The following is a 21,150-nucleotide window of genomic DNA, read 5'->3' on the forward strand; positions in this document are numbered from 1 at the left end:
GATTAAGGAATATATTTTGCGCTACGTACATATTGAAAATCCAGGACCACACAATCGATTGATTATTGAAAACGGCCCTACACCTGAATACAGTAAGTCGCAAATTTTAGTGCATGTGAAAGCAACTGCACTCAATCGCGCTGATATTATGCAACGATATGGTAAATATCCACCACCACCCGGAGAGTCTGAAGTTCTTGGCCTAGAAGTTTCAGGAGACATCGTCGAGGTGGGTGCGAATGTAACCCAATTTAAACCTGGTGATAAGGTTTATGGATTAGTGGGTAGTGGTGCCTACGCTGAATTTTGTCCTGTAGAAGCTTCACTAGCTCAGCACATCCCAGATACTTGGAATTATGCACTCGCTGCAGCACTTCCTGAATCCTTAACCACCGTGTATGCCACTCTGTTTGATCTAGGGAGGCTTAAACCAGGCCAAACCTTACTGATTCATGGTGCAGGAAGTGGAATCTCCTCCTTGGCAATTCAAATGGCAAAATTAAGCCAGGCACACGTGATCACTACAGTAGGAACTGATGATAAATTGGAAAAAGCGCGAAAGCTCGGTGCAGATCAAGTCATCCATTATCGTAAGCAAGATTTTGAAGACTTAATTGAAGATCATAGTGTTGATTTAATTATAGATTTTGTGGGTGGAGATTATTTCAATAAACATCTGCATTTATTAAAACCTCAAGGTAAACTCATCCAGATTGCCTGCCTCAAAGGAAGCAGCGTGGAATGCAACCTCGCTCTGATTATGCGTAAACGATTGCAAATTATTGGCTTTGTGCTGCGCTCTCAAGCTCTTGAAGAGAAAAACAAGTTGTGGACCGAAGTGCATAAAGCATGGATTGAAGACCTTAGGACAAAAAAATTAACTCCTATTATCGATTCGGAGTTTAAACTGGAACAAATTGAAGCGGCGCACCAGCATATGGAATCAGGCACTCATTTCGGTAAAATTGTTGTGCATGTCGATTGATTTTCCTCCCCCTCATCCAGAGGGGGATAGTTTAAGCTGCGCATGGCAAAGATCATGGGACCATTATTTCTTGGATTTAACTTTCTCAGCATCCAAACGAAGAGCACGATTTAATAATTGCTCGTAGATCGGCGCATTCGGAGTAAGCTGTAGCACTATTGTTGCAGTAATACAGGCCATCATTACAGGAAAAATTAAATAATAATTATGCGTCATTTCCACAACCAATACTGCTCCAGTTATTGGAGAACGAGTGGATGAAGCAAACAACGCAGCCATTCCGGCCACTGCGAACATTCCTGGCTGAGTTAAGAAATCAATATGCAACATTTCTAAAACATGGAATATAGCCAAACCAAGAAGTGTCCCTATCGAAAGAATTGGAGCAAAAATTCCTCCAGGTACAGATGTCCCGTAGCACGCCATCGTTCCTATGAATCGAACAATTAGAAGAAAACATAAAAAGCTAAAACCAGGTGATAAGGTTAAGGCCTGGTGGATAATGTGCATTCCCCCCCCTACTGCGGACGGATGGTATACAGCCAAAAAACCAATCAGAAAACCTACGATTAAAACATAATAGGATTTCTGTCTTGAATTAAACTTATCCAGGAGGGCTAGGGTTTTCATTAGAGAAAGATTAAATAAAAGGCCTACAAAACCTACCACGATGCCAAATAAAGCAAACAACCATAAAGAATCGAGATGAGGAAACTCAAATACATCCATGGGTATCGTGGGTTGTGGACCAATGATCAAATCGAGAATAACGGTAGCTGTAAGGCAACAAATTACTACCATACTAAAACTAGTAAAAGAATAATTGAACTGATTGCGCATTTCTTCCATGACAAAAATAACCCCTGCTAAAGGGGCATTAAATGCAACCGCCAATCCTGCAGCAGCTCCTGAAGCAATCAAACTGTCCTTTCTACGGCGAGTTAGGTTAAATAAACTCCCGAGCATTTCCCCCAAACTACCACCTATGTGAATTGTGGGGCCCTCTCGACCCAAAATCATCTGGGCAGAAAGAGCTAAAATTCCAAAGAAGTATTTTACAGGTAATAATCGATGCCAAACTATGGTTTTTAAATGAAGTAAAGTACCCTCAATTTCAGGAACCCCGCTGCCCGATGCTTGAGGAGCATAATGCTTTACAGCAAAATAAGCAGCATAAACCATAACCATAGAGACCAATCCTGAAATCAAACCGGATGGCCATCCATGGATACTAAGCAACCGAAAAAAATTATTCAACAGATTAACAAGTACATCGATTGATAATCGAAATGTTGATCCTACAAGACCAACTACAATACCCAAAACAAAAGATACAGCATATAGCGTCAATATCTTATTGCGCATTGTCTTAAACCATCCTCATTAAATTATTAATAATTTTTAGCCCCGCTTGATTCACTAGAGATAATATGGTTTCGGGATGAAATTGAACCGCATGAATGGGTAGTTGTTGATGCGAAATGGCCATAACAATACCGTCATCACTTAGAGCAGTAACCTTTAATTCTTTTGGCACCGCATTGAGTCGTGCATGAAGTGAATGATATCTTCCTGCTTTAAAATTGGCTTCCAAACCAGAAAATAGTTCCGGATTGTCTACCACTTTGATGATTGATGGTTTCCCGTGCATGGGATAATTTAGAATATCCAAAATTCCACCAAAATGCTCCACAATACCCTGCAAGCCCAAACACACTCCAAACAAAGGAATACCCAGAGAGATAACCGTTGCGATTGTTTGGGATAAATTGAAATCACTTGGTTTGCCTGGGCCTGGAGATAAAACTACAAGATCATATTTTTGATTCTGTAAATATTGTAGGGCTTTATCAAAACGAACTGTACTTACTTCGGCGCCGGTTTGTCGAAGGTAATTAGCCAAAGTATGTACAAAAGAATCCTGGTGATCGATAAGTAATACGTGCTTTCCTTTTCCTGTTAATGGCAATTGTAATATTTTGCGTTGAGGGTTAGGGTCCCGTTTTTGCAACATATCTAAAAAAGCAGAGGCTTTTAAGCGTGTCTCTTGTTCCTCAGATTCAGGAACTGAATCATAAAGCAAGGTGGCTCCAACTCGAATTTCGGCAACGCCTTTTTCAATACGTACAGTTCTTAAAACCAAACCAGTATTTAAATTTCCATCAAAACCAAACCAACCTACAGCCCCGGCATACCACTTTCGTGGGGATTTTTCATGTTCTTCAATAAAGTTAAGAGCCCAAATTTTAGGAGCTCCGGTGACTGTAACGACCCACATATGAGTTAAAAAAGCATCTACAGCATCAAAATGTTCTCTTAAAAGGCCTTCAACATGGTCTACGGTATGAATCACTCGTGAATACATTTCAATTTGTCTGCGACCTATTACCTTTACAGAGCCTGCTTCACAAATCCGCGATTTATCATTCCTATCCACATCAGTACACATGGTCAATTCAGATTCTTCTTTTTTTGAATCTAATAAAATCTGAATGTTCTCCGCATCCTCAATCGCATCGGCACCTCGCTTAATAGTTCCGGAAATTGGACAAGTTTCTACTCTTTTTCCTTGGACCCGTACGTACATTTCTGGAGAGGCCCCAACCAAATATTCTCCATCGCCTAAGTTAATAAAAAAACCATAGGGCGATGGATTTAATTGACGCATTTGTTTGAATAAAGCAGAAGGACGATCCTCATAATGGGTGTAAAAAGTCTGACTTGGAACCACTTCAAACAAATCACCACACGCAAAACGCTCCTTAGCTTTATTTACAACCTGAGCATATTCCCCGGGTAAATGATCACATACTATTTCAGGTTTATTAAGCGATTGGTATTCTGCAGATACACCTTCTCTGGTAAATGATTTCGTTGATTGACCTTGAAAATCAAAATCATAACGGCGAAGAAATGCTTCTTCTTTGCGATGGTTCACTACATAGATTTCGTCAGGTAAATAAAGAACCATATCCCGTTGTGACAGTTCTCTTTTTTTATGTTTCGGTAAATCTTCAAATTGAAAAATCAAATCAAAACCAAAAGCGCCATATAGTCCCAAATAAGACTCATCATCTAATTTAAAAAAAGCCAGTATCAGACGAATCACTGTGAATACAGAGGGTTGATGGCTACGCTCTTCTTCACTAAAAATTTCACGAGAAGTTTTAATTTTAATTTGCAGCAATGCATCACTTTGCGACACAACTTCTAAAAACTGTTCATCTTCCAATAATGGAATAATGAACGTTAAGAGGATTTTTCCACGTTGGTTTAAAGCATCAATTTGAACTAGATTCTGCTTACAAATAAAAGCCAAAGGCGGATTATAAAAACCTATATCCCAACATGTATAACGTCCTGGATATTCAAAACTTGATGCAAATAAGGCTCCTCTTTGTGAATCTAAATGCTCGAGAAGATTCTCTATGCCTTGTTGATAATCTAGAGTAATTTGAGAACACTCAATTTCAACGCCCCCTTGGGTTGTGTAATGCAACATGAATAACTAACTCAATAGAATAATTAAGATGTCCTCCATTCTACTTTAAAAATGGTGTTCTGCAAGAATCTCGTTTCTCTGGTAGCAATAGGATGAAGGAAGTGGAACCCGGGAATAATAGGCCATAGCTCCCGGGACGCTTCGCTGCCACCAAGGCAAAATTATTCATGTTTCCTTTTCATAATCTCATCAAGAGGACAATTTTGATCAATGGCGGCCTGCACCCATAAACCAACCTGATGATGCGCATCCCTAAAAGGCATTCCTTGCAATACCAAAGATTCCAATATGGCTGTAGCGTTCAAATAGCCCCCATTGGCTTTTTGTTCCATTACCTTTGTATTGAATTGCACGCTCTCCAAAAAAGGAGTGATAATTTCCAAACAAACGGACAATGTATTTACGGTATCAAATAAGCATTCTTTGTCTTCTTGCATGTCTTTGTTGTAAGCAAGGGGTAGCGCTTTCATTACTGTTAGAATCCCCATTAAATGTCCAAAAACGCGACCGCTCTTACCTCTAATTAACTCCAAAACATCAGGATTTTTCTTATTAGGCATCAAAGATGAACCTGTTGCAAAAGAATCATCGAGAGTAATAAAACCAAACTCCTGGGTAGCCCAAAGAATTAAATCCTCAGCTAAACGTGATAAATGCATCATAATGATTGATGCCGCAGCACAAAATTCAATGATAAAATCGCGATCACTTACTGCGTCAAGAGTATTTTCAATTACTCCAGTAAAACCGAGAGTTTCTGCCACCCACTTACGATCCAATGGCAAGGCACTTCCTGCTAATGCCCCGGCACCCAAAGGAGAACGATTCATTCGCACTTGCCAATCATACAACCGTTCTAAGTCACGCTGGAACATTGCTAAATAAGCACCAAAAAATTGCCCTAAATAAATAGGTTGAGCTTGTTGCAAATGAGTGTACCCTGGAATTTTATCATCGGCATGAAGTTTAGACAGCTTTTCTAATACCTGATTTAAATTGTGTAAAAGTGTATTAATATGCAAACCAGCATCACGGGAATATAATCTTAAGTCCAGGGCAACTTGATCATTACGACTGCGTCCTGTATGCAGTTTTTTACCGACTTCACCAATTTTAGCAATCAATAATTGTTCCACAAACATATGAATATCTTCACAAGACGCATCAAACTCATGGACACCTTGTTCGATTTCTAAGTTTAGTTCTTCTAATCCTTTACAAATCAAACTCGCTTCACTCTCAGAAATCAGCCCTTGCCGAGCAAGCATTTTTGCATGCGCTTGACTGCCCACTATATCATGAACATAGAGCACTCTATCAAAAGCCAAAGAAGCATTAAAATGCATGACTCTAGGGTCGAGTTCTTTTTTAAACCGCCCTCCCCAGGTTTTATGCGCCATTATTTCTCTCCTTTATGTACCTTGCCATAAACTTGTGCTGATAATGAAAATAAATTGATAAATCCTTCAGCATCCTTTTGATTATAAACTCCATCTTCTTCAAAGGTAGCCAAAGCAGGATCATGTAAACTGAATGGCGAATGCATTCCATGAGGGATTATGTTCCCTTTATATAACTGAACTGTGACAGTTCCAGTCATATGCTCTTGGGTCACATCAATCAAAGCATCCAATGCATTCTTTGCTTGAGAAAACCATCGCCCCTCATATACAAGATTGGCATATGTTTGTTGTAAGGACTGTTTTAGATGCAATGTTGCTCGATCAAGGCATAAACTTTCAAGCATCTGATGTGTTTTATAAAGCACTGCAGCAGCAGGAGCTTCATATACACCTCTAATTTTCATTCCCACTAATCGGTTTTCAACAATATCAGCCACGCCAATTCCATGAGAGCCAGCTATCTTATTGAGTTCTGTAAGTAACTCTACTGAGCTCATTTTTTTTGCATTCAGCCCAACAGGAACACCCTTCTCAAACTCAATACTCACTAATTCTGAATGGTTTGGCGAGTGTTCCAAGGAGGTAGTCATCAGCAATAAATCATCGGGTTGCGGTTGTGTTGGATCTTCTAAAACCCCTCCTTCATGTGAAATATACCAAAGATTATGATCTCGAGAATAAGGTGATTTAGGTGTCACTGGTACTTCGATTCCATGCAATTTCGCATATTCAATTGCCTCTTGTCTGGACTTAATCTTCCAGGATCTCCAGGGTGCGATAATTTTAAGTTCAGGCGCTAAAGCTTTTATTGTGTATTCAAAACGAACCTGATCATTACCTTTTCCGGTAGCTCCATGAGCAATAGCATCAGCCTCTTCCAGTATGGCAATTTCAACCAATTTTTTAGCGATTAAAGGTCGCGAAATAGTACCTAAAACATATTGATTTTCATAAAGCGCTCCGGCTTTGACTAATCGCCATAAATAATCATCAACAAATTCATCTTGAACATTCATCACATATGCTTTTGAGGCACCACTTTTTAATGCTTTTTCTTTAATGGCCTCCAAATCCTCATCTTGTCCTAAATCACACACCATGGCGACGATTTCTGCATGCTGGTAATGTTCTTTAAGCCATGGAATCATTACTGAAGTATCCAGGCCACCGGAATAGGCTAGCACAATTTTTTTAATCGATTCAGTCATGGGTTACTCCTGATAGTATTGTTTTAAATGTAAAATGGGTTCCGCTAATTCCTTAGGTATCACGTCTGCGACTAACTGGCCCCCTTTGAGAACAACCAAGCGATCTGAGACTCTACTGAGAAAATCTAGATCATGGGACGCAATAACCATTGTAACGCCTAAAGATTTAACTGAATTTAATAAACTAATCACTTCATCAATTGTTGCCAGATCAAGGCCTGACGTAGGTTCATCACACAGTAATAAATTTGGTTTCATCATTAAACTTCGCGCTAAAGCGACGCGTTGTTTTTGTCCACCAGATAACTGATGAGGATAAGCAGATGCTTTATCACTAATTCCTAAACTTAGCAGTAAAGTTTGTGCTTGCTCTTCATAATTTACTGTTTTATTTTGTAAACGAGGTGCATAAACCAAATTTTGCATCACAGTCATGTGTGGAAAAAGCTGAAAATCCTGAAACATAAAACCACTGTGACCGACTACCTGAATCGTGCCTGAATCTAATGTTTCGAGTTGTTGTATGCAACGCAACAACGTCGATTTTCCGCCTCCCGATGGTCCAGCTAAACCCAGCACCGTATGGGCTTGTACCGTTATGCTGACATTATTTAATACCGATAGCGAACCGAAGTATTTACTGGCTTGGTTAATTACTAACATAAAGCCTCCTTTGTTCCAATTTTTTGCCCAGGTACTCAATCAAGAGAACCATGCCGTAGTAAAAACAACCTGCAATACATAAAGGAACAAAATAGGTAAACTGTTCTGCTGCAACCGATTGTGCCCTGCGCATCAAATCCATTCCCCCTATGGTCGCGATCAATGCAGTTTCTTTCAGTAATGCAATCATTTCATTAATAAACGCAGGGAAAATATTTTTAATTACTTGTGGCAATACAATATCTTTCCACAAATAAAAACTAGGAATTTGTAACGTTTTTGCTGCTTCAAACTGGCCTTTGGGCAGATGCTCTATTCCTGATCTTAGGATTTCTGCAATATAGGCTGAGCTATTCAATCCAAAAGTTAAAAGTCCTGCCACTAAAATATTTGCTTTGACCCCGATTAAGGCTGGGACAGCAAAATATATGAAGCTAAGCTGCAAAATTACTGGGGTTCCTCGCATCACCGAAATAAATCCATTTATCATAGGATTCATAATTCCTTGGTATCTTAGTAAGGCCATTAGAGTTCCTAGTAAAGTCCCTATCAATAAACCACCAAGTAATAATGTCAAAGTCACTAAAGTACCTTCACCTATGTACAGTACATTTTGTTTTAACTCTTCCATTTTGTGCCCTCCAGCCACTTCTTCTTAAGTGCTGATAACTCACCATTTTGTTCCAATTCGTTTAAAACCTGGTTTATTTTTTGAGTTAACTTAGAACCTTTTTTCAGTGCCAAACCATAACCATCTGCGGATTTAGCAATCACAGCAAAGGATAACCCAGGATTTTTTTCACTAAATACTGCACCTTGAACGCCATCAACTAGAACTAAATCAACATGGCCGGCTTTTAGAGCAGCGATTGTTTGATTATTATTATCCATAACCAGAAGATTGACATTTGGGATATTCTTTTTTAACCAAATTTCCATCGTACTCCCGAGTTGCACCGCAATTTTTTTATCAGCTAATTGCGTCACATCGTTAATGGGCTTAGCCTCAGGGAAAACAGCCGCCATACTTTCGAAATAATAGGGATTAGTAAAATCAAAATTCTTTTTTCTCTGTTCGGTAATGGTAATCGTAGAAATCGCTGCATCAACTTGTCCCGAACTTAAAGCCGGTAAAATACTGCTAAACTGCATGGTGTCAAAAAATGCGTCCTTTCCAAGTTTTTTTGCAATTAACCGCGCTAGGTCTACATCAAAACCTTTGATTTCCCCATGATCATTATATTCAAATGGTGGATATTCTGCCGCTACAGCAAAATGAATATATTGAATGTTTTCATTAGACACCTTGGCATAACAAAGAGAAACCAACAGAGCTAGACTTGCTAAAAAAATATAAAAAATATGTTTCATTTGAATATACATCCAGTTTTTATGCGTTTATTAAATTTAACAATCTCAACTTGCCCTGTCAAGATATTTTGAATATAATTTCACTTGAAGTGGTTTTGTATTCACTTAATCATAAAATAAGCGGAGGTAGGCATGAGTCAAGATGCTGCTCTAGATGGGCATATATTAAACATTGTGCAAACAGAGAACATTGCAGAACAAGTTGATTTACAAAATAGCTTGAAAGAACGAGGTTATACCATTCCCCAAGCCACTCTATCGCGAAGATTAAAAAAACTAAAAATTGCCAAAATTGGCGGTACGTACCAAGTTGTGGATTTCAGTATGCCCAATCTACCTTTAGTATTGAACATGCAAATTTCAGATTATGGACTTATTGTACTTCATACCCACCCTGGAAATGCGAATAGTCTCGCGTTTTTTATTGACCGTAAATTTGTCTCTTACTCGCCTCAGGGCACACAAAACTCAGGCATTTTAGGCACAATTGCTGGCGATGATACTGTACTTCTTATCGTAAAAAGTAAGGAGCAATTATTTAATGTAGTTCAACTCTTAAATGATGAATTTCCTTATTTAAAGAAGTAATTAAGTTAGAAACCTTAACCTCCCAGATTTTTTCTGGGTTCGGTTCTTTTTTACTCCCTAAAAACGGCACATCTTATCTAAAACAGCCCTGTTTTTTTCTTATAGATTTCTTCAAACGGCAAACCTTGAAAACAATAAAAGGCGCTGAATATATTTTTCTCACTTTGTATATTTTAGCGCAAGCCATTGTAACTATTGAAATTTCCTTTTTTGTTAATAAATCCTTAATAAATCAGTAATTTTTCCTTAATAAATACCCTTTATAGTGGAGTCTGAAGTCTTATTTATCTTGGACTAATTTAGCATGAAAACAAAATCTGAAACGGTCACCGTAACAAAAAACTCCAATTCAAAAATCCTTAAATTGAGAGCCGAATTTCTATCAGTAAAAATGAAGGAGTTAAGCGATTATAATGAGGCGATTCTTCAAAAAATAAAAAAACGATGCTGGGTAAAGGGCGAATATGATTCAGAAAAAGTAAAAGAACTGGTTTTAGAGGTTTATGAAGGTCTTAAATACGAAGAATCCCAAACCAATTTGTTAAATCTTTTAAAAAACAAAGATAGAACCGTTGAAAATTTAATAATGGAATTAATAAAAATTATTTCAAGCGAAACGTTTGAATATTCTACGTTCTCATCCACAATGCCTGACTTTTTTAAAATAATAGACACTGACGAACAGTTGAATGCATTTTTAAGCAATCCACAAAAATACATTAACGATAACAATAGAAAATTATCTTCTTTTGAATTACAAGTTCTGGAAATAGTGATCAATGATCCAGCTTTTAGTCAATTGCCTTCAATTAACCGCCAACACAACCCAAGCGTTTTTATTTCTTCGCCCTTAACTACTCAATTATGGCAATTAAATATTAGCCAATATGGTTCCCTGGATGCAGCTCGATTTGATCAATGCATTGAACCATCTGCAAGAGAATTTGTTTTGGCAAAATCAAGACAAAACATAAAGGGTCCACCTGTTATTGGATTAGCAGGGGCCCTTGTAAGTTATGATCGAAGCTCCATTGCTAAAACAGCCGAGATGGTAAAACATATGGGTATGGGAGCTTGTCATACATTTGCTCAGTTGGCAGCAGATCATTTATTAGTTGCAATAGAAAAAGGATTATTACCTCCAGCACATATTAAGATGGTAAGTCATCAAAACGATTTAGGTTCTCATACCTATCTTCTTCTCGATCATAATTCTGATGACTTAACCGATTTATCTCAATGCACCATTGTTGATCTTTGGGCTGTGGTTATGGGTTATACCAAGCAAGGTTATGGTGCATTTTTAATGAGTAATTACCCATACCCCGATATGACAACTAATTTGGTTTGTTGTTATGACTCGCAGCAAGTCAACGTCAACAAATCCGAAGAAACCGCTACTTCGAGTCTTTCATTTATTCAGCAACTGGCTAAAGCATCTTCTACCAAAGGAAATTTCTTTTCCACTTCGCACACAAATCAAAATGAAAAACTGAATCGAAAACAACAAGTAGCTGTCACATTTTTAGATTATGCAAAAGAATTTATAAAAACTACTTCAAAAAACCATTTAAAACTCGATTTAATTGATCTATTGACTACTCAAGTAAAACAAAACGAGATTACTCCTGAAATAGCAATGAAAGTAGCGACTCAATCAATGTTTGCACGCTCTATTGAGCGAAATACCAACAACTTCCTCTGGAAAGGTGTTGTATTCAATAAAAGTGAGCAATCCTTATCTTCTCTATTACCTGCATTTGATAAATCCATAGGATTTTGGACCTCTTATTTAAAAAAACATGGTGTTATGAGCTCTAATGAGACCCTCAATACAATTGACGTGGATTTTTTGAAAAAAATTGTTGATTTTTTAGACGGAAATGAGGAACATTCATTTTCTGCAGATAGCCAAAAAACTTATAAAATTTAGCTTTGAATATGGCATACCTGTAACAAAATATTTGGAGTAAATTTTATGGGTATACCTAGTTTAAATGTAAATCTATTGCAGTACATGGACATCATGACTCTTCCAAGGGAAATTTTATTTCAAATTCTTGATCAACTCACATTAGTTGACATACTAAAACTAAAAAATGTGTCAAAAGCCTTTAGCAATTTGGCCTCAAATTATTTAAACGATGAATTAACCGTAAAAGAAATAAGTTGTGGTCAAGACTTCACTCTGGTTCTTTTAAGTCGAGGACGTGTTTTAGCTGTAGGAGATAATTCACGGGGACAACTTGGGCTTGGTTTAGAAATAAAACAAGCCTCTGTATTAACCGAGATTCCTCTTAATGAACGTATTAATCATATTTCATGTGGATTCTCACACTCACTGCTATTAAGTAGATCGGGTAAAGTTTTTGCTATGGGTAGAAATGACGAACAGCAAATAAAACCTGACTCTAATACCTCAAGTTTTAACATACCCATGCCAATAGAAGTGCAATCAACAGTAAAAAATATTTTTGCTGTAAATCATACAAGCGCTTTAATTTATAGTGATTCATCCGTTAAACCTCAAATAATGGGGAATCAATTAAAATGTTATCAATTTGGATGCACCATAAGTTTTTTACCTGAATGGACTCCCATTCCTCCGACTGAATTGGACGTTGCACAAATTTCAGTAGCTGGTAACCATGCACTTCTTTTAACTACTCAAGGAGAGGTCTATGTATGCGGAGATAATGAATCCGGATTATTGGAATTACCCCCTGAAAATTTATTTATTAATACTTGGACTAAATTGCCAGATGTTAGAGCAATACAAGTTAAAGCCACTACTTTAGGTTGTTTGATACTGACCCATGATAATTCATTAATTGCTTGTGGTTTAAACACGAAAGGACAATTAGGTCCCAATAAAACCAGCAAAGGATTTACTCGCATTGCTTCCGAGGTGAGTTTTTTCGATGCGGCAGATCATCATACTGTTTATGTCGGTAACAAAAATGAATTGTTTCATTTTGGAGCAATGCAGATCAACGATCGCGAGTTAAGAACGGTTAAAGATGGAATTCTTCCTATAAAGGGGCATGGGTTTCTTGTAAAATCACCTACCTCGCCTACTCCACTGGTCAAAGCTTTAGTGAGTGATTTTTTTAAAGCCAAAACTCACGCTAAAAAAGAGTCCCTTGATCAATGCAAAAATATTTTTCCTAGTAAATAATTACCATGAGATGAGGAGTATTGCTCCAATAGAATCTATTTATATTTATACTTCAGTTATAATTTATATTTTTTAGTTATCACATCCTCGGTATAATAAAAATGTTAACACTTTGAGGTAGCTTTTATGACCATCTCGGTAAAAGATTTAGAGAAGATTTCTCAACTAGCCTATCTAGATTTAGAACACTCTCCACAACTCATTAAAGATATTAATGCAATAATGGATTTTGTCGATCAGCTGGGCTCGGTTAATACTCAAGATGTTGAACCACTTTTTCACCCGCTTGAATTAAGTCAACGCTTAAGAACTGATGTGGTTACTGAAGGAACATATCTTTCGGAACTAGAAATTCTTGCACCAAAATTTGAACAGGATCTTTATTTAGTACCTCAAGTTATAGACCAGAGTAAGTGACATGGAAAATTTATCCTTAAAACAATTATCGCAGGCTTTACATCAGGGCAAACTTTCAAGTGTGGAATTAACCCAACATTATCTAATGCAAATCCAAAAGTATAATGATTTAAATGCATTCATCAGTTTAGATGAAGAACATGCTCTTCTTGAAGCGCAACAAGCCGATCAAGAATTAAAAAAAGGGCATGGAAAAACGTTTACTGGGATACCTATGGCGTTGAAAGATTTATTTTGTACCAAACGTATGCCTACGACCTGTGCTTCAAAAATATTGGAGCATTTCCAATCCCCGTATGAAGCAACCTTAGTGGGTAAATTACGCGAGCATGGATCCATTCTGATTGGTAAAACCAATATGGACGAATTTGCAATGGGCTCCTCCAATGAGAATAGTTACTTTGGTCCTGTAAAAAATCCATGGGATAGAACACGGGTTCCAGGTGGTTCGTCTGGAGGGTCAGCAGCTGCTGTAGCGGCTGGTCTAGTTCCTTTCGCTATAGGTTCTGACACGGGTGGTTCAATTCGACAACCTGCTGCCTTATGTGGGATTAGTGGAATTAAACCCACTTATGGCCTCATTTCTCGCTACGGCATGATTGCTTATGCCTCCAGCTTGGATCAAGCGGGACCATTAGCTCGAAGCGCTGAAGATCTTGCTTTAGTACTGCAAGCTATTGCGGGTTTTGATTCCCAAGACTCTACCTCTGTGGAGACATCAATTCCGGATTATTATGGGGACCTGAATAAACCTTTGTCTAAAATAAAAATTGGTTTGCCTTCGTGCTTTTTTCAACCTGAGGTAGAGCAAGAAATACAGGAAGCGATTCGGGAAGCAGTCACAGTTTTTGAACATATGGGAGCTGAAATTATTCATTTAAATTTGGAGCTCCAGCCTTTATGGGTACCATGTTACTATGTAGTTGCGTGCGCTGAAGCCTCCTCCAACTTATCACGTTATGATGGCATACGTTTTGGCTATCGTAGTGATAATGCAACCACATTAACCGAACTGATTCGTAATTCACGCAGTGAAGGTTTTGGGATCGAAGTAAAACGCCGAATTTTGACAGGAACTCACGTACTTTCATCGGGTTATTTTGATGCATATTATTTGCAAGCACAAAAGATTCGTCGACTTATTCAAGAAGAGTTAGTTACTACACTGAAATCCGTTGATGTTATTCTCGGACCAACAACCCCAACCTGTGCGTTTAAATTGGATGAGAAAGTTACTGATCCAATTCAAAATTACTTGGCTGACGTTTTTACGGTTGCTGCTAATCTTGCTGGACTTCCGGCAATTTCCATACCCGCAGGCTTTGCTAAAGGGTTACCTATAGGTATGCAACTCATGGGCAAACATTTTGGTGAAAGTCGTTTACTCCAGATTGCCCATCAATATCAACAACAGACCAACTGGCATTTAGCCAGTCCAAAGCAATAAAGGTGAATTATGGAATGGGATACAGTCATTGGCCTTGAGGTACATGCTCAGCTAAAAACAAAATCAAAGCTCTTTTCTGGCGCATCTACTGCGTTCGGTTCTGATCCTAATTCTCAAACCTGCTTTATCGATGCAGGATTTCCTGGTGTTTTGCCGGTGTTGAATCAGGAAGCAGTGCTTATGGCAATTCAGTTTGGTTTGGCTATTCAAGCTGACATTAATGATCAATCTGTTTTTGAGCGCAAAAATTATTTTTATCCGGATTTACCCAAAGGATATCAAATCAGCCAATTTCAAAAACCTATAGTGAGTAATGGTAAATTAACAATTACTTTGAATGACGACAGTGAAAAAGAGATTTTGATCGTACGCGCCCATTTGGAAGAAGATGCCGGTAAATCATTACATGGAATACATTCTGGCTTTAGTGGAATTGATCTTAACCGTGCAGGAACACCTCTTTTGGAAATAGTTACCGCTCCTTGTTTGTTTTCGAGCCATGAAGCAGTAAGTTACCTTAAAAAATTGCATCAATTAGTCCAATTCCTAGGTATCTGTGATGGTAATATGCAAGAAGGTAGTTTCCGTTGTGATGTGAATCTATCCTTAAAGCCCAAAGGTTCTTCTGTTTTAGGCACACGGACTGAATTGAAAAATTTAAATTCATTCCGTTTTATCGAAAAAGCTATAGCATATGAACAAGCACGACATCAGGATATCCTTGAAAGAGGGCAGCAAATAGTCCAAGAAACACGACTTTATAACCCTGACACGCATACAACACAGCCGATGCGCAGTAAAGAAAATGAAAACGATTACCGATACTTTCCGGATCCGGATTTATTACCCATACAAATTACCCGATTCTTCATTGCTGAAGTAAAGAATAAGTTACCAGACTTACCGGATAAGATTCATGCTGAGTTGAAAAACATACCTTCTCTCAATGAAGGAGACATTCATTTTATTCTTTCTTCTCCAGCAACTTATCAGTTTTTTAAATCAATTAAAGCTCAATGTCGCGCTTCTGAGAAAATGATTATTAATTGGTTAAAAGGTCAATATGCTGCCGCTTTAAATGAAGAGGGTTTAACGTTTGAGACTCCACGTGTATCCGCAGAGCTCATGGCTGATCTTCTTAATAAATTACATGACTCAGTGATTTCTTTAAATAACGCACGATCTATTTTCGCTTTATTATGGACTGGAGAAAAAGATATTGAAGCCATAATAGCACGTGAAGGATACGGACAAGTAGATGATAGCGCTCTTTGGGAAGACATGATTATTCAATTAATTCAACAATATCCTGAACAAACCGCTGATTACAGGGCAGGAAAAGAGAAATTGCTCGCATTCTTCGTAGGGCAGATCATGAAGCAAACCAAAGGACAAGCTAATCCTGAACAAATCAATTCCCTACTAAAAAAACATCTAGCAGGAAATGGATAATTTACATTAGAAGGATTTTAGTTACTATTCAGGAACCCTCGTCAACCCATGTACAAGGTGGGATATCCACGTTATAGCACCGTGTTAGGATAGAGAAATCTCTTGTTGTACTCGAGATAACGGCAAGCAACCCGGATTATAGCTACGACTTCATCCAGGATCCACATTGTGAAAATAATTTTTGCTAATCTCGGTGAATAGCCCTAGAGCTATGCTTTAGGCATTAACAATTGCTCATGAGTTTAAATAAAATTAAGGACTCGATTGTTTCTTACTAGTGACTTCAGAAGGAAACGTTTTATTTTTTAGATCTTGAAATTCTTTATCATTCTTATTATTTGCTGCCCGATAGAATTCATTTACGATCTCTTGTGCTTTCTCACCCACTACACCGGATTTTTTAAGCCCATGATAATCATCTCCAAATATTTTGGAATGTCCTTTCTTCCAGGCCTCATCAATACCCAAAAGTCGTTGTAAGCTAAGCATGCGACTTGTACCCAAATAACTACCGCCTTTGGTGACTTCCACCTTAGCCTTATCGTTCATATGGGTGAGCACACTATCATGCGCCTTATTAATAATATCGTGTACCGTACGTTTACCATCAATGTTTCTAATTTCTGATTTAAGTTTATCTTCTAATTTCTGGCAATAGTCAAGCTTCGCTTGATTGCGTAATTTATAGAAAAATAGGAACGAACATTTTTGCTGTTCCTCAGAGAGTGTGTTTTTATATATTTGTATCAATGAGATTGCTTCACGCAGTTTACTTGTTAGTCTCTCTTTTTTGTCCTCTGCGAGTTTGTCTTCTTCACTTTTTTTCTCTTCTTCTCTATTGGAGCCTTGGTCTGGAGGATTTGTTCCCCTATTTTGCTGCGCTTCACCTTCGGGCTTACTTGGTTCATCCTGAGCCTTTTTTTTCTCCTTGTTATCACCGGAATCATTACCAGAGTAATCTTCAATTTTAGGTTGAGATTCAATGTTTTTCATTTTAATTTGCTGTAAACGAAACTCGGCTTCTACTTGTTTTTGCATAAAGGTCTCTTCGAGTCGCTCAATAGCATGAACAGTTTGTTGATGCATTTTTGACTTGCCATCAATAGCTTTTTTAATCTCATGAAGTTTTTCTTTCTTTTCAGCAATAAATTGAATAAAAGCTTGAAGATTATCAGCATTATCAGTAATTAGCTCGCCCTCTTTTTTATTTACGTCTTGTGCAATAATTTTTATTTTTTCAAGAAGTCTCCTTAAGCTCTTTAGATCCTGTGCTTGCTCCTTAATCGATTCAACATTGTCTTGTAGGCCTTTAAGTTCGTTTAGCTCCTTTTTAATCTCTTTTACATCAGAGGTTTCACAACCCTCCAAGATTTCCTTCAGGGCCCATTTTTCATTAAAAATCATGTTCAATGTTGAAATAGATTTATCGTCAAACCAAGAATCAAAATTCCGATCGAACTCGTTAAATTTTTCTTGTGAATAGTCCGGAACTTCCAGCAGATTAGAGTAAATTTTTCGTATTAAATCGAATTGTCTTTGATTAGCATCTAAATTTTCATGTGCTGATTTTACTATAGACTTTGCTTTCAGAACCAATTGTTGATTTCGAACTAAATCTTGTTGCAAAGACTCTGCTTGTTTTTTTTTGTCCCCAATGGATTGCTCTATTTTCTCAATTACCAGGAGCGTTTGCGTATGAGTTTTGGAAGTACCATTAACCTCTTGCTTTAAAAGCACTATTTCCTCTTCTTTTTCTGAAATAAACTTAAGCAACTCTTGAAGTTTATCCGCATCTGAAGGGATTAGTAACTCTTCAGCTTTTTCTATGACCAAAGCCTCAATAGTTTGTATTTTTTTAAGCAGTGTCGTTAATCTCATTAATTCTTCTGCTTGTTTCTTAATCGATTCAAAATTTATTTCTTGCTCCGATAGCTCCTTCTGAATTTTTTCTATCGTAGGGCTGACTCCATGTTTTTTTATGATTTCATCCATGCTACGTTTTTTTTCCTCAAGTTGTGCGGGTACGGAGGAAAGCTTATCAAACCAAAGCTGAAGATTCTCATCAAACTCAGCAATTGAATTAAGAGAATAGTTCGAATCAGTAATCAACTGAACATAAAGGTTTTGTTTGTCAACGATATCCTTCTTCGCCCATGAGACTAGAGACTTGGCTTCGAGGAGAAGCTTTTGACTTATTAGCACCTGTTGAAATGCGTCCACTCGTTTGATAACGTTTCTACCAAGCTCCGAATCGTCTATGGGATCAATTTTCTTAAATCTGTTTTTAGCTCCGCCTTGTCTCGATAAGAATAAAATATCATCACGTTTCTGACGGATAATCACGGTATTGATATCTTTTTTAGCTAATGACAAGGCTCTAATAAGGTCATTCAGAAAATTCCAATGATTTTCAGTATATTCTGAATCTTCAGAATTGAGATCCATGTATAAGAGAAGATTATTTTCATTCGATTTAATGAATGTTTCAAATTTTTTATTAAACCCTATTTCAGAGAATTCCTTAATTTGTCTCAAAAGCGGTTGCTTAGGAGATATTTTACTAGGTTCAGTATAAATGGCTCGTAGTTGGGTTGTCATATTAGCATCATAGATAAAGCAATATGATTATATTATAAACTAATGTGTCAATAATTTATACAGCATTTAATCTGAATGGGTGTTTATTTACCACTAAAATTAATAAAAGATCATCCCGCTAAATAAGCTACTATGGGTACGCTAAAGCTGCGGGTTGTGAAAATTGATTAAAAGAAAAGATGAAATTTCGGATTAAAGATTAGATAAAGAAGAGGTAAAAGAGTCAGTCGATAAGCCGGGTTCTGTCACGGACAATCATTCATCTGGGACATGCGTCACCGCATACCTCAAGCGACCTACCCGAGTCCCGTGCGGGTCACACGTCATGACTTTTCAGTCAAATGGACTCCTATTTGGTCTTGCTCCGAGTGGGGTTTTCCCTGCCACGTCTGTTACCAAACGCGCGGTGCGCTCTTACCGCACCATTTCACCCTTACCTCTAAGAGGCGGTATATTTTCTGTGGCACTTTCCGTAGGTTCACACCTCCCAGGCGTTACCTGGCACTCTACCCTTTGGAGCCCGGACTTTCCTCCCTTTGTAAAACAAAGAGCGATTGTCTGACCAACTCTGTTATCAATAGTAGCAGAGTGCCTAGTCAAAGACCACTATATTGAGAATTTAATATGAAAAACAGTGAAAAAAGATTGCTTTTATCAATTAGAAATCACGAGTTCCTATAAATTCGTCATCGAAATAACGCTTTAGTTTAGTACGTAAAGTACCACGACTTACACCAAGAACACGTGCAGCTTTTGATTGGTTGTAACGAGTTAACTCCATTACTGTACGAAATAACGGCGCTTCAACTTCTTCAACGATTAATTGATATAAGTTTAAGTTAGAATCTTTATTATTGACACTGCTTAAATAACCCTTAACAGCATGAATTACTTGATGAGTAAGTGCTTCGCTGCTTTGCACCATTGTATCTGTGCTCATTTAAGTCTCCTAGTACAAATAAATTAAATAAAATTATGCCCAGTACTTACACTCACCGAACACTATGGCCTATATAGTATCAAACATCTCAAAGAGTGTAAATATTGTTTTAATGATATTCATTTCTTAAGGAAATATTAAGAAAAAAAATTTTACCACTTTACAAGTTATATCGACAAGGCGATTTTATTAATTAATTGGCTTATCTCAGCAGTTTCTTGACTGTATGACTAAAATATTCTCGAAATTTGTGTATTTTTTCCTGTAAAAGTTGTAATTTTCTTTTGCTTTAGAATGATTCGAAAGACAGGATTTGATTATTAAGGGCAAAATATGACAAATAAACATACAGGTGACTTACATTGTCATCTTAATGGTAGTTTTAGTTTGGCTTTTCTAGAACATATAGCCAAAAAAAATAATTGCGTTGAACTCTATGAAGAATTAATTCGTGTACGCTCAGAATACCTAAAAAATACCATTCAACAGCCAGAAAGTGGTTATTCTAATGAGTTAATCGCCGTCATTTGGAAACAATTTGGTCTCGTTCATAAAATTATCCAGACACTTGCTGATATTTCTGATGGTGTAGTTGATGTAGTAAGGAGCTCAAAAGCTAAGTACCTAGAAATAAGAACAACACCCAAAGAAATGGAACATCAAACACGAGATAAATATATCGATGCATTCGTCTCGGGGCTAACTCAAGCAAACCAACAGATAACTCATAAAAAAGCAGTTGGATTATTGAGTCTGGACAGAACCATTCATACTCTAGAGGATGCAAATTACTTTATCGATCGTATATTAAAAAGTCCTAATAAAGTATTAGTAGGCTTGGATGTTTCAGGAAACCCCGTAGCCAATAGAACGCTCGCAGGCGAAGATCTAACTAAGTTGGTTCATCTGGCTTTAGATAAAGGAATTGCTATTGCCATCCATGTAGGGGAATCTGATAGTGCTCGAGAGCGGCAAGACACCGATGCAGTTTTAACTGCGTTAGAACAGTGGAAATCTCTGCATTCTATTGAAGACAAGAATCCATTGCATGGTAAAGTACGCTTAGGTCATTGTATTTTTCTTACCCAGGAACAAAAAGATCGTATCAAAAAGCTGGGAATACCTATTGAAGTATGTCCCAGCTGCCACAGCAAACTGAATTGGCATCTCGAAAAAGAGCCTCATCCGGCTACATCGATTTATCAAGATCTAAGCGAGCCAATAGTTCTGGGGACGGATGATGAGCTAATTTTTGATGGTTCTGTCAAAGATGAATTTAATCGATTACTCAGTTTTTTTGCAAATAAGGAGCAATTAAGTAGAAAGCAACTTAAAGAACACCAGTCCAGCTTTCGTTTTTCTAATAATTGACGCTCTCCTCCAGAACGTTGCAAGGGA

General features: G+C 37.6%; 17 protein-coding genes and 1 other RNA gene. 8 read left to right on the top strand and 10 right to left on the bottom strand.

Features of this window, described 5'->3' with window-relative positions; genetic code table 11:
• Window positions 1-16: 16 nt before the first annotated feature.
• Complete coding sequence (locus ACWTE2_RS30880) at window positions 17-985, top strand: NAD(P)H-quinone oxidoreductase (RefSeq protein ID WP_454785773.1); 969 nt, start codon at window positions 17-19, stop codon at window positions 983-985.
• A 63-nt stretch (window positions 986-1,048) separates the two neighbouring features.
• Here ACWTE2_RS30880 and clcA read toward each other — a convergent pair whose 3' ends face one another.
• From clcA to ACWTE2_RS30915, 7 genes are all read right to left on the bottom strand, one after another.
• The gene (gene clcA, locus ACWTE2_RS30885; RefSeq protein WP_182393440.1) at window positions 1,049-2,350 is read right to left on the bottom strand and encodes a H(+)/Cl(-) exchange transporter ClcA; all 1,302 of its coding nucleotides are present in this window, start codon (window positions 2,348-2,350) and stop codon (window positions 1,049-1,051) included.
• Between the two features lie 4 nt (window positions 2,351-2,354).
• Window positions 2,355-4,487, bottom strand: coding sequence for an anthranilate synthase component I (locus ACWTE2_RS30890; RefSeq protein WP_454785774.1), 2,133 nt, complete (start codon window positions 4,485-4,487; stop codon window positions 2,355-2,357).
• Between the two features lie 161 nt (window positions 4,488-4,648).
• Entirely contained in the window at window positions 4,649-5,887 is a 1,239-nt protein-coding gene (gene argH / locus ACWTE2_RS30895; RefSeq protein WP_454785775.1) for an argininosuccinate lyase, read from the bottom strand.
• Window positions 5,887-7,098 carry an argininosuccinate synthase gene (locus ACWTE2_RS30900; RefSeq protein ID WP_454785776.1) on the bottom strand — a complete coding sequence of 404 codons (1,212 nt, stop codon included), beginning with the start codon at window positions 7,096-7,098 and terminating at the stop codon, window positions 5,887-5,889. Before ACWTE2_RS30900 ends, argH begins: the two co-directional genes overlap by 1 nt.
• A gap of 3 nt (window positions 7,099-7,101) precedes the next feature.
• Window positions 7,102-7,761, bottom strand: a complete 660-nt coding sequence (locus tag ACWTE2_RS30905; RefSeq protein ID WP_182393435.1) for an amino acid ABC transporter ATP-binding protein — start codon at window positions 7,759-7,761, stop codon at window positions 7,102-7,104.
• Window positions 7,748-8,392, bottom strand: coding sequence for an amino acid ABC transporter permease (locus ACWTE2_RS30910; RefSeq protein ID WP_454785777.1), 645 nt, complete (start codon window positions 8,390-8,392; stop codon window positions 7,748-7,750). Before ACWTE2_RS30910 ends, ACWTE2_RS30905 begins: the two co-directional genes overlap by 14 nt.
• Window positions 8,380-9,132 carry a substrate-binding periplasmic protein gene (locus ACWTE2_RS30915; RefSeq protein ID WP_454785778.1) on the bottom strand — a complete coding sequence of 251 codons (753 nt, stop codon included), beginning with the start codon at window positions 9,130-9,132 and terminating at the stop codon, window positions 8,380-8,382. The genes ACWTE2_RS30910 and ACWTE2_RS30915 overlap by 13 nt, the downstream gene beginning before the upstream one ends.
• Window positions 9,133-9,264: 132 nt before the next feature.
• On the opposite strand from ACWTE2_RS30915, the gene ACWTE2_RS30920 reads away from it, so the two are divergent.
• The 6 genes from ACWTE2_RS30920 (at window position 9,265) to gatB (ending at window position 16,214) form a co-directional block, all read left to right on the top strand.
• Window positions 9,265-9,720: an arginine repressor gene (locus ACWTE2_RS30920; RefSeq protein WP_182393432.1), complete on the top strand. Its 456-nt coding sequence runs from the start codon at window positions 9,265-9,267 to the stop codon at window positions 9,718-9,720.
• 304 nt (window positions 9,721-10,024) lie between these two features.
• Window positions 10,025-11,653 carry a hypothetical protein gene (locus ACWTE2_RS30925; protein WP_454785779.1) on the top strand — a complete coding sequence of 543 codons (1,629 nt, stop codon included), beginning with the start codon at window positions 10,025-10,027 and terminating at the stop codon, window positions 11,651-11,653.
• Between the two features lie 45 nt (window positions 11,654-11,698).
• Entirely contained in the window at window positions 11,699-12,898 is a 1,200-nt protein-coding gene (locus ACWTE2_RS30930; protein ID WP_454785780.1) for an F-box-like domain-containing protein, read from the top strand.
• A 126-nt stretch (window positions 12,899-13,024) separates the two neighbouring features.
• Window positions 13,025-13,315: an Asp-tRNA(Asn)/Glu-tRNA(Gln) amidotransferase subunit GatC gene (gene gatC, locus ACWTE2_RS30935; RefSeq protein WP_454785781.1), complete on the top strand. Its 291-nt coding sequence runs from the start codon at window positions 13,025-13,027 to the stop codon at window positions 13,313-13,315.
• 1 nt (window position 13,316) lies between these two features.
• Window positions 13,317-14,762 carry an Asp-tRNA(Asn)/Glu-tRNA(Gln) amidotransferase subunit GatA gene (gene gatA / locus ACWTE2_RS30940; RefSeq protein WP_454785782.1) on the top strand — a complete coding sequence of 482 codons (1,446 nt, stop codon included), beginning with the start codon at window positions 13,317-13,319 and terminating at the stop codon, window positions 14,760-14,762.
• 9 nt (window positions 14,763-14,771) lie between these two features.
• On the top strand, window positions 14,772-16,214 hold the full coding sequence (gatB, locus tag ACWTE2_RS30945; protein WP_454785783.1) for an Asp-tRNA(Asn)/Glu-tRNA(Gln) amidotransferase subunit GatB: 1,443 nt from the start codon (window positions 14,772-14,774) through the stop codon (window positions 16,212-16,214).
• A 252-nt stretch (window positions 16,215-16,466) separates the two neighbouring features.
• Here the strand turns inward: gatB and ACWTE2_RS30950 are convergent, their stop codons facing one another.
• From ACWTE2_RS30950 to ACWTE2_RS30960, 3 genes are all read right to left on the bottom strand, one after another.
• Entirely contained in the window at window positions 16,467-18,812 is a 2,346-nt protein-coding gene (locus tag ACWTE2_RS30950) for a hypothetical protein (RefSeq protein ID WP_454785784.1), read from the bottom strand.
• Between the two features lie 215 nt (window positions 18,813-19,027).
• Window positions 19,028-19,382: RNase P RNA component class A (gene rnpB / locus ACWTE2_RS30955), an RNA gene on the bottom strand.
• Window positions 19,383-19,470: 88 nt separating this feature from the next.
• Entirely contained in the window at window positions 19,471-19,752 is a 282-nt protein-coding gene (locus ACWTE2_RS30960) for a helix-turn-helix domain-containing protein (protein WP_182393426.1), read from the bottom strand.
• A 333-nt stretch (window positions 19,753-20,085) separates the two neighbouring features.
• Here ACWTE2_RS30960 and ACWTE2_RS30965 point away from each other — a divergent pair, with 333 nt between their 5' ends.
• The gene (locus ACWTE2_RS30965; protein ID WP_182393424.1) at window positions 20,086-21,123 is read left to right on the top strand and encodes an amidohydrolase family protein; all 1,038 of its coding nucleotides are present in this window, start codon (window positions 20,086-20,088) and stop codon (window positions 21,121-21,123) included.
• Window positions 21,124-21,150: the final 27 nt, after the last annotated feature.

The organism is Legionella nigrisilvae (assembly GCF_977063395.2).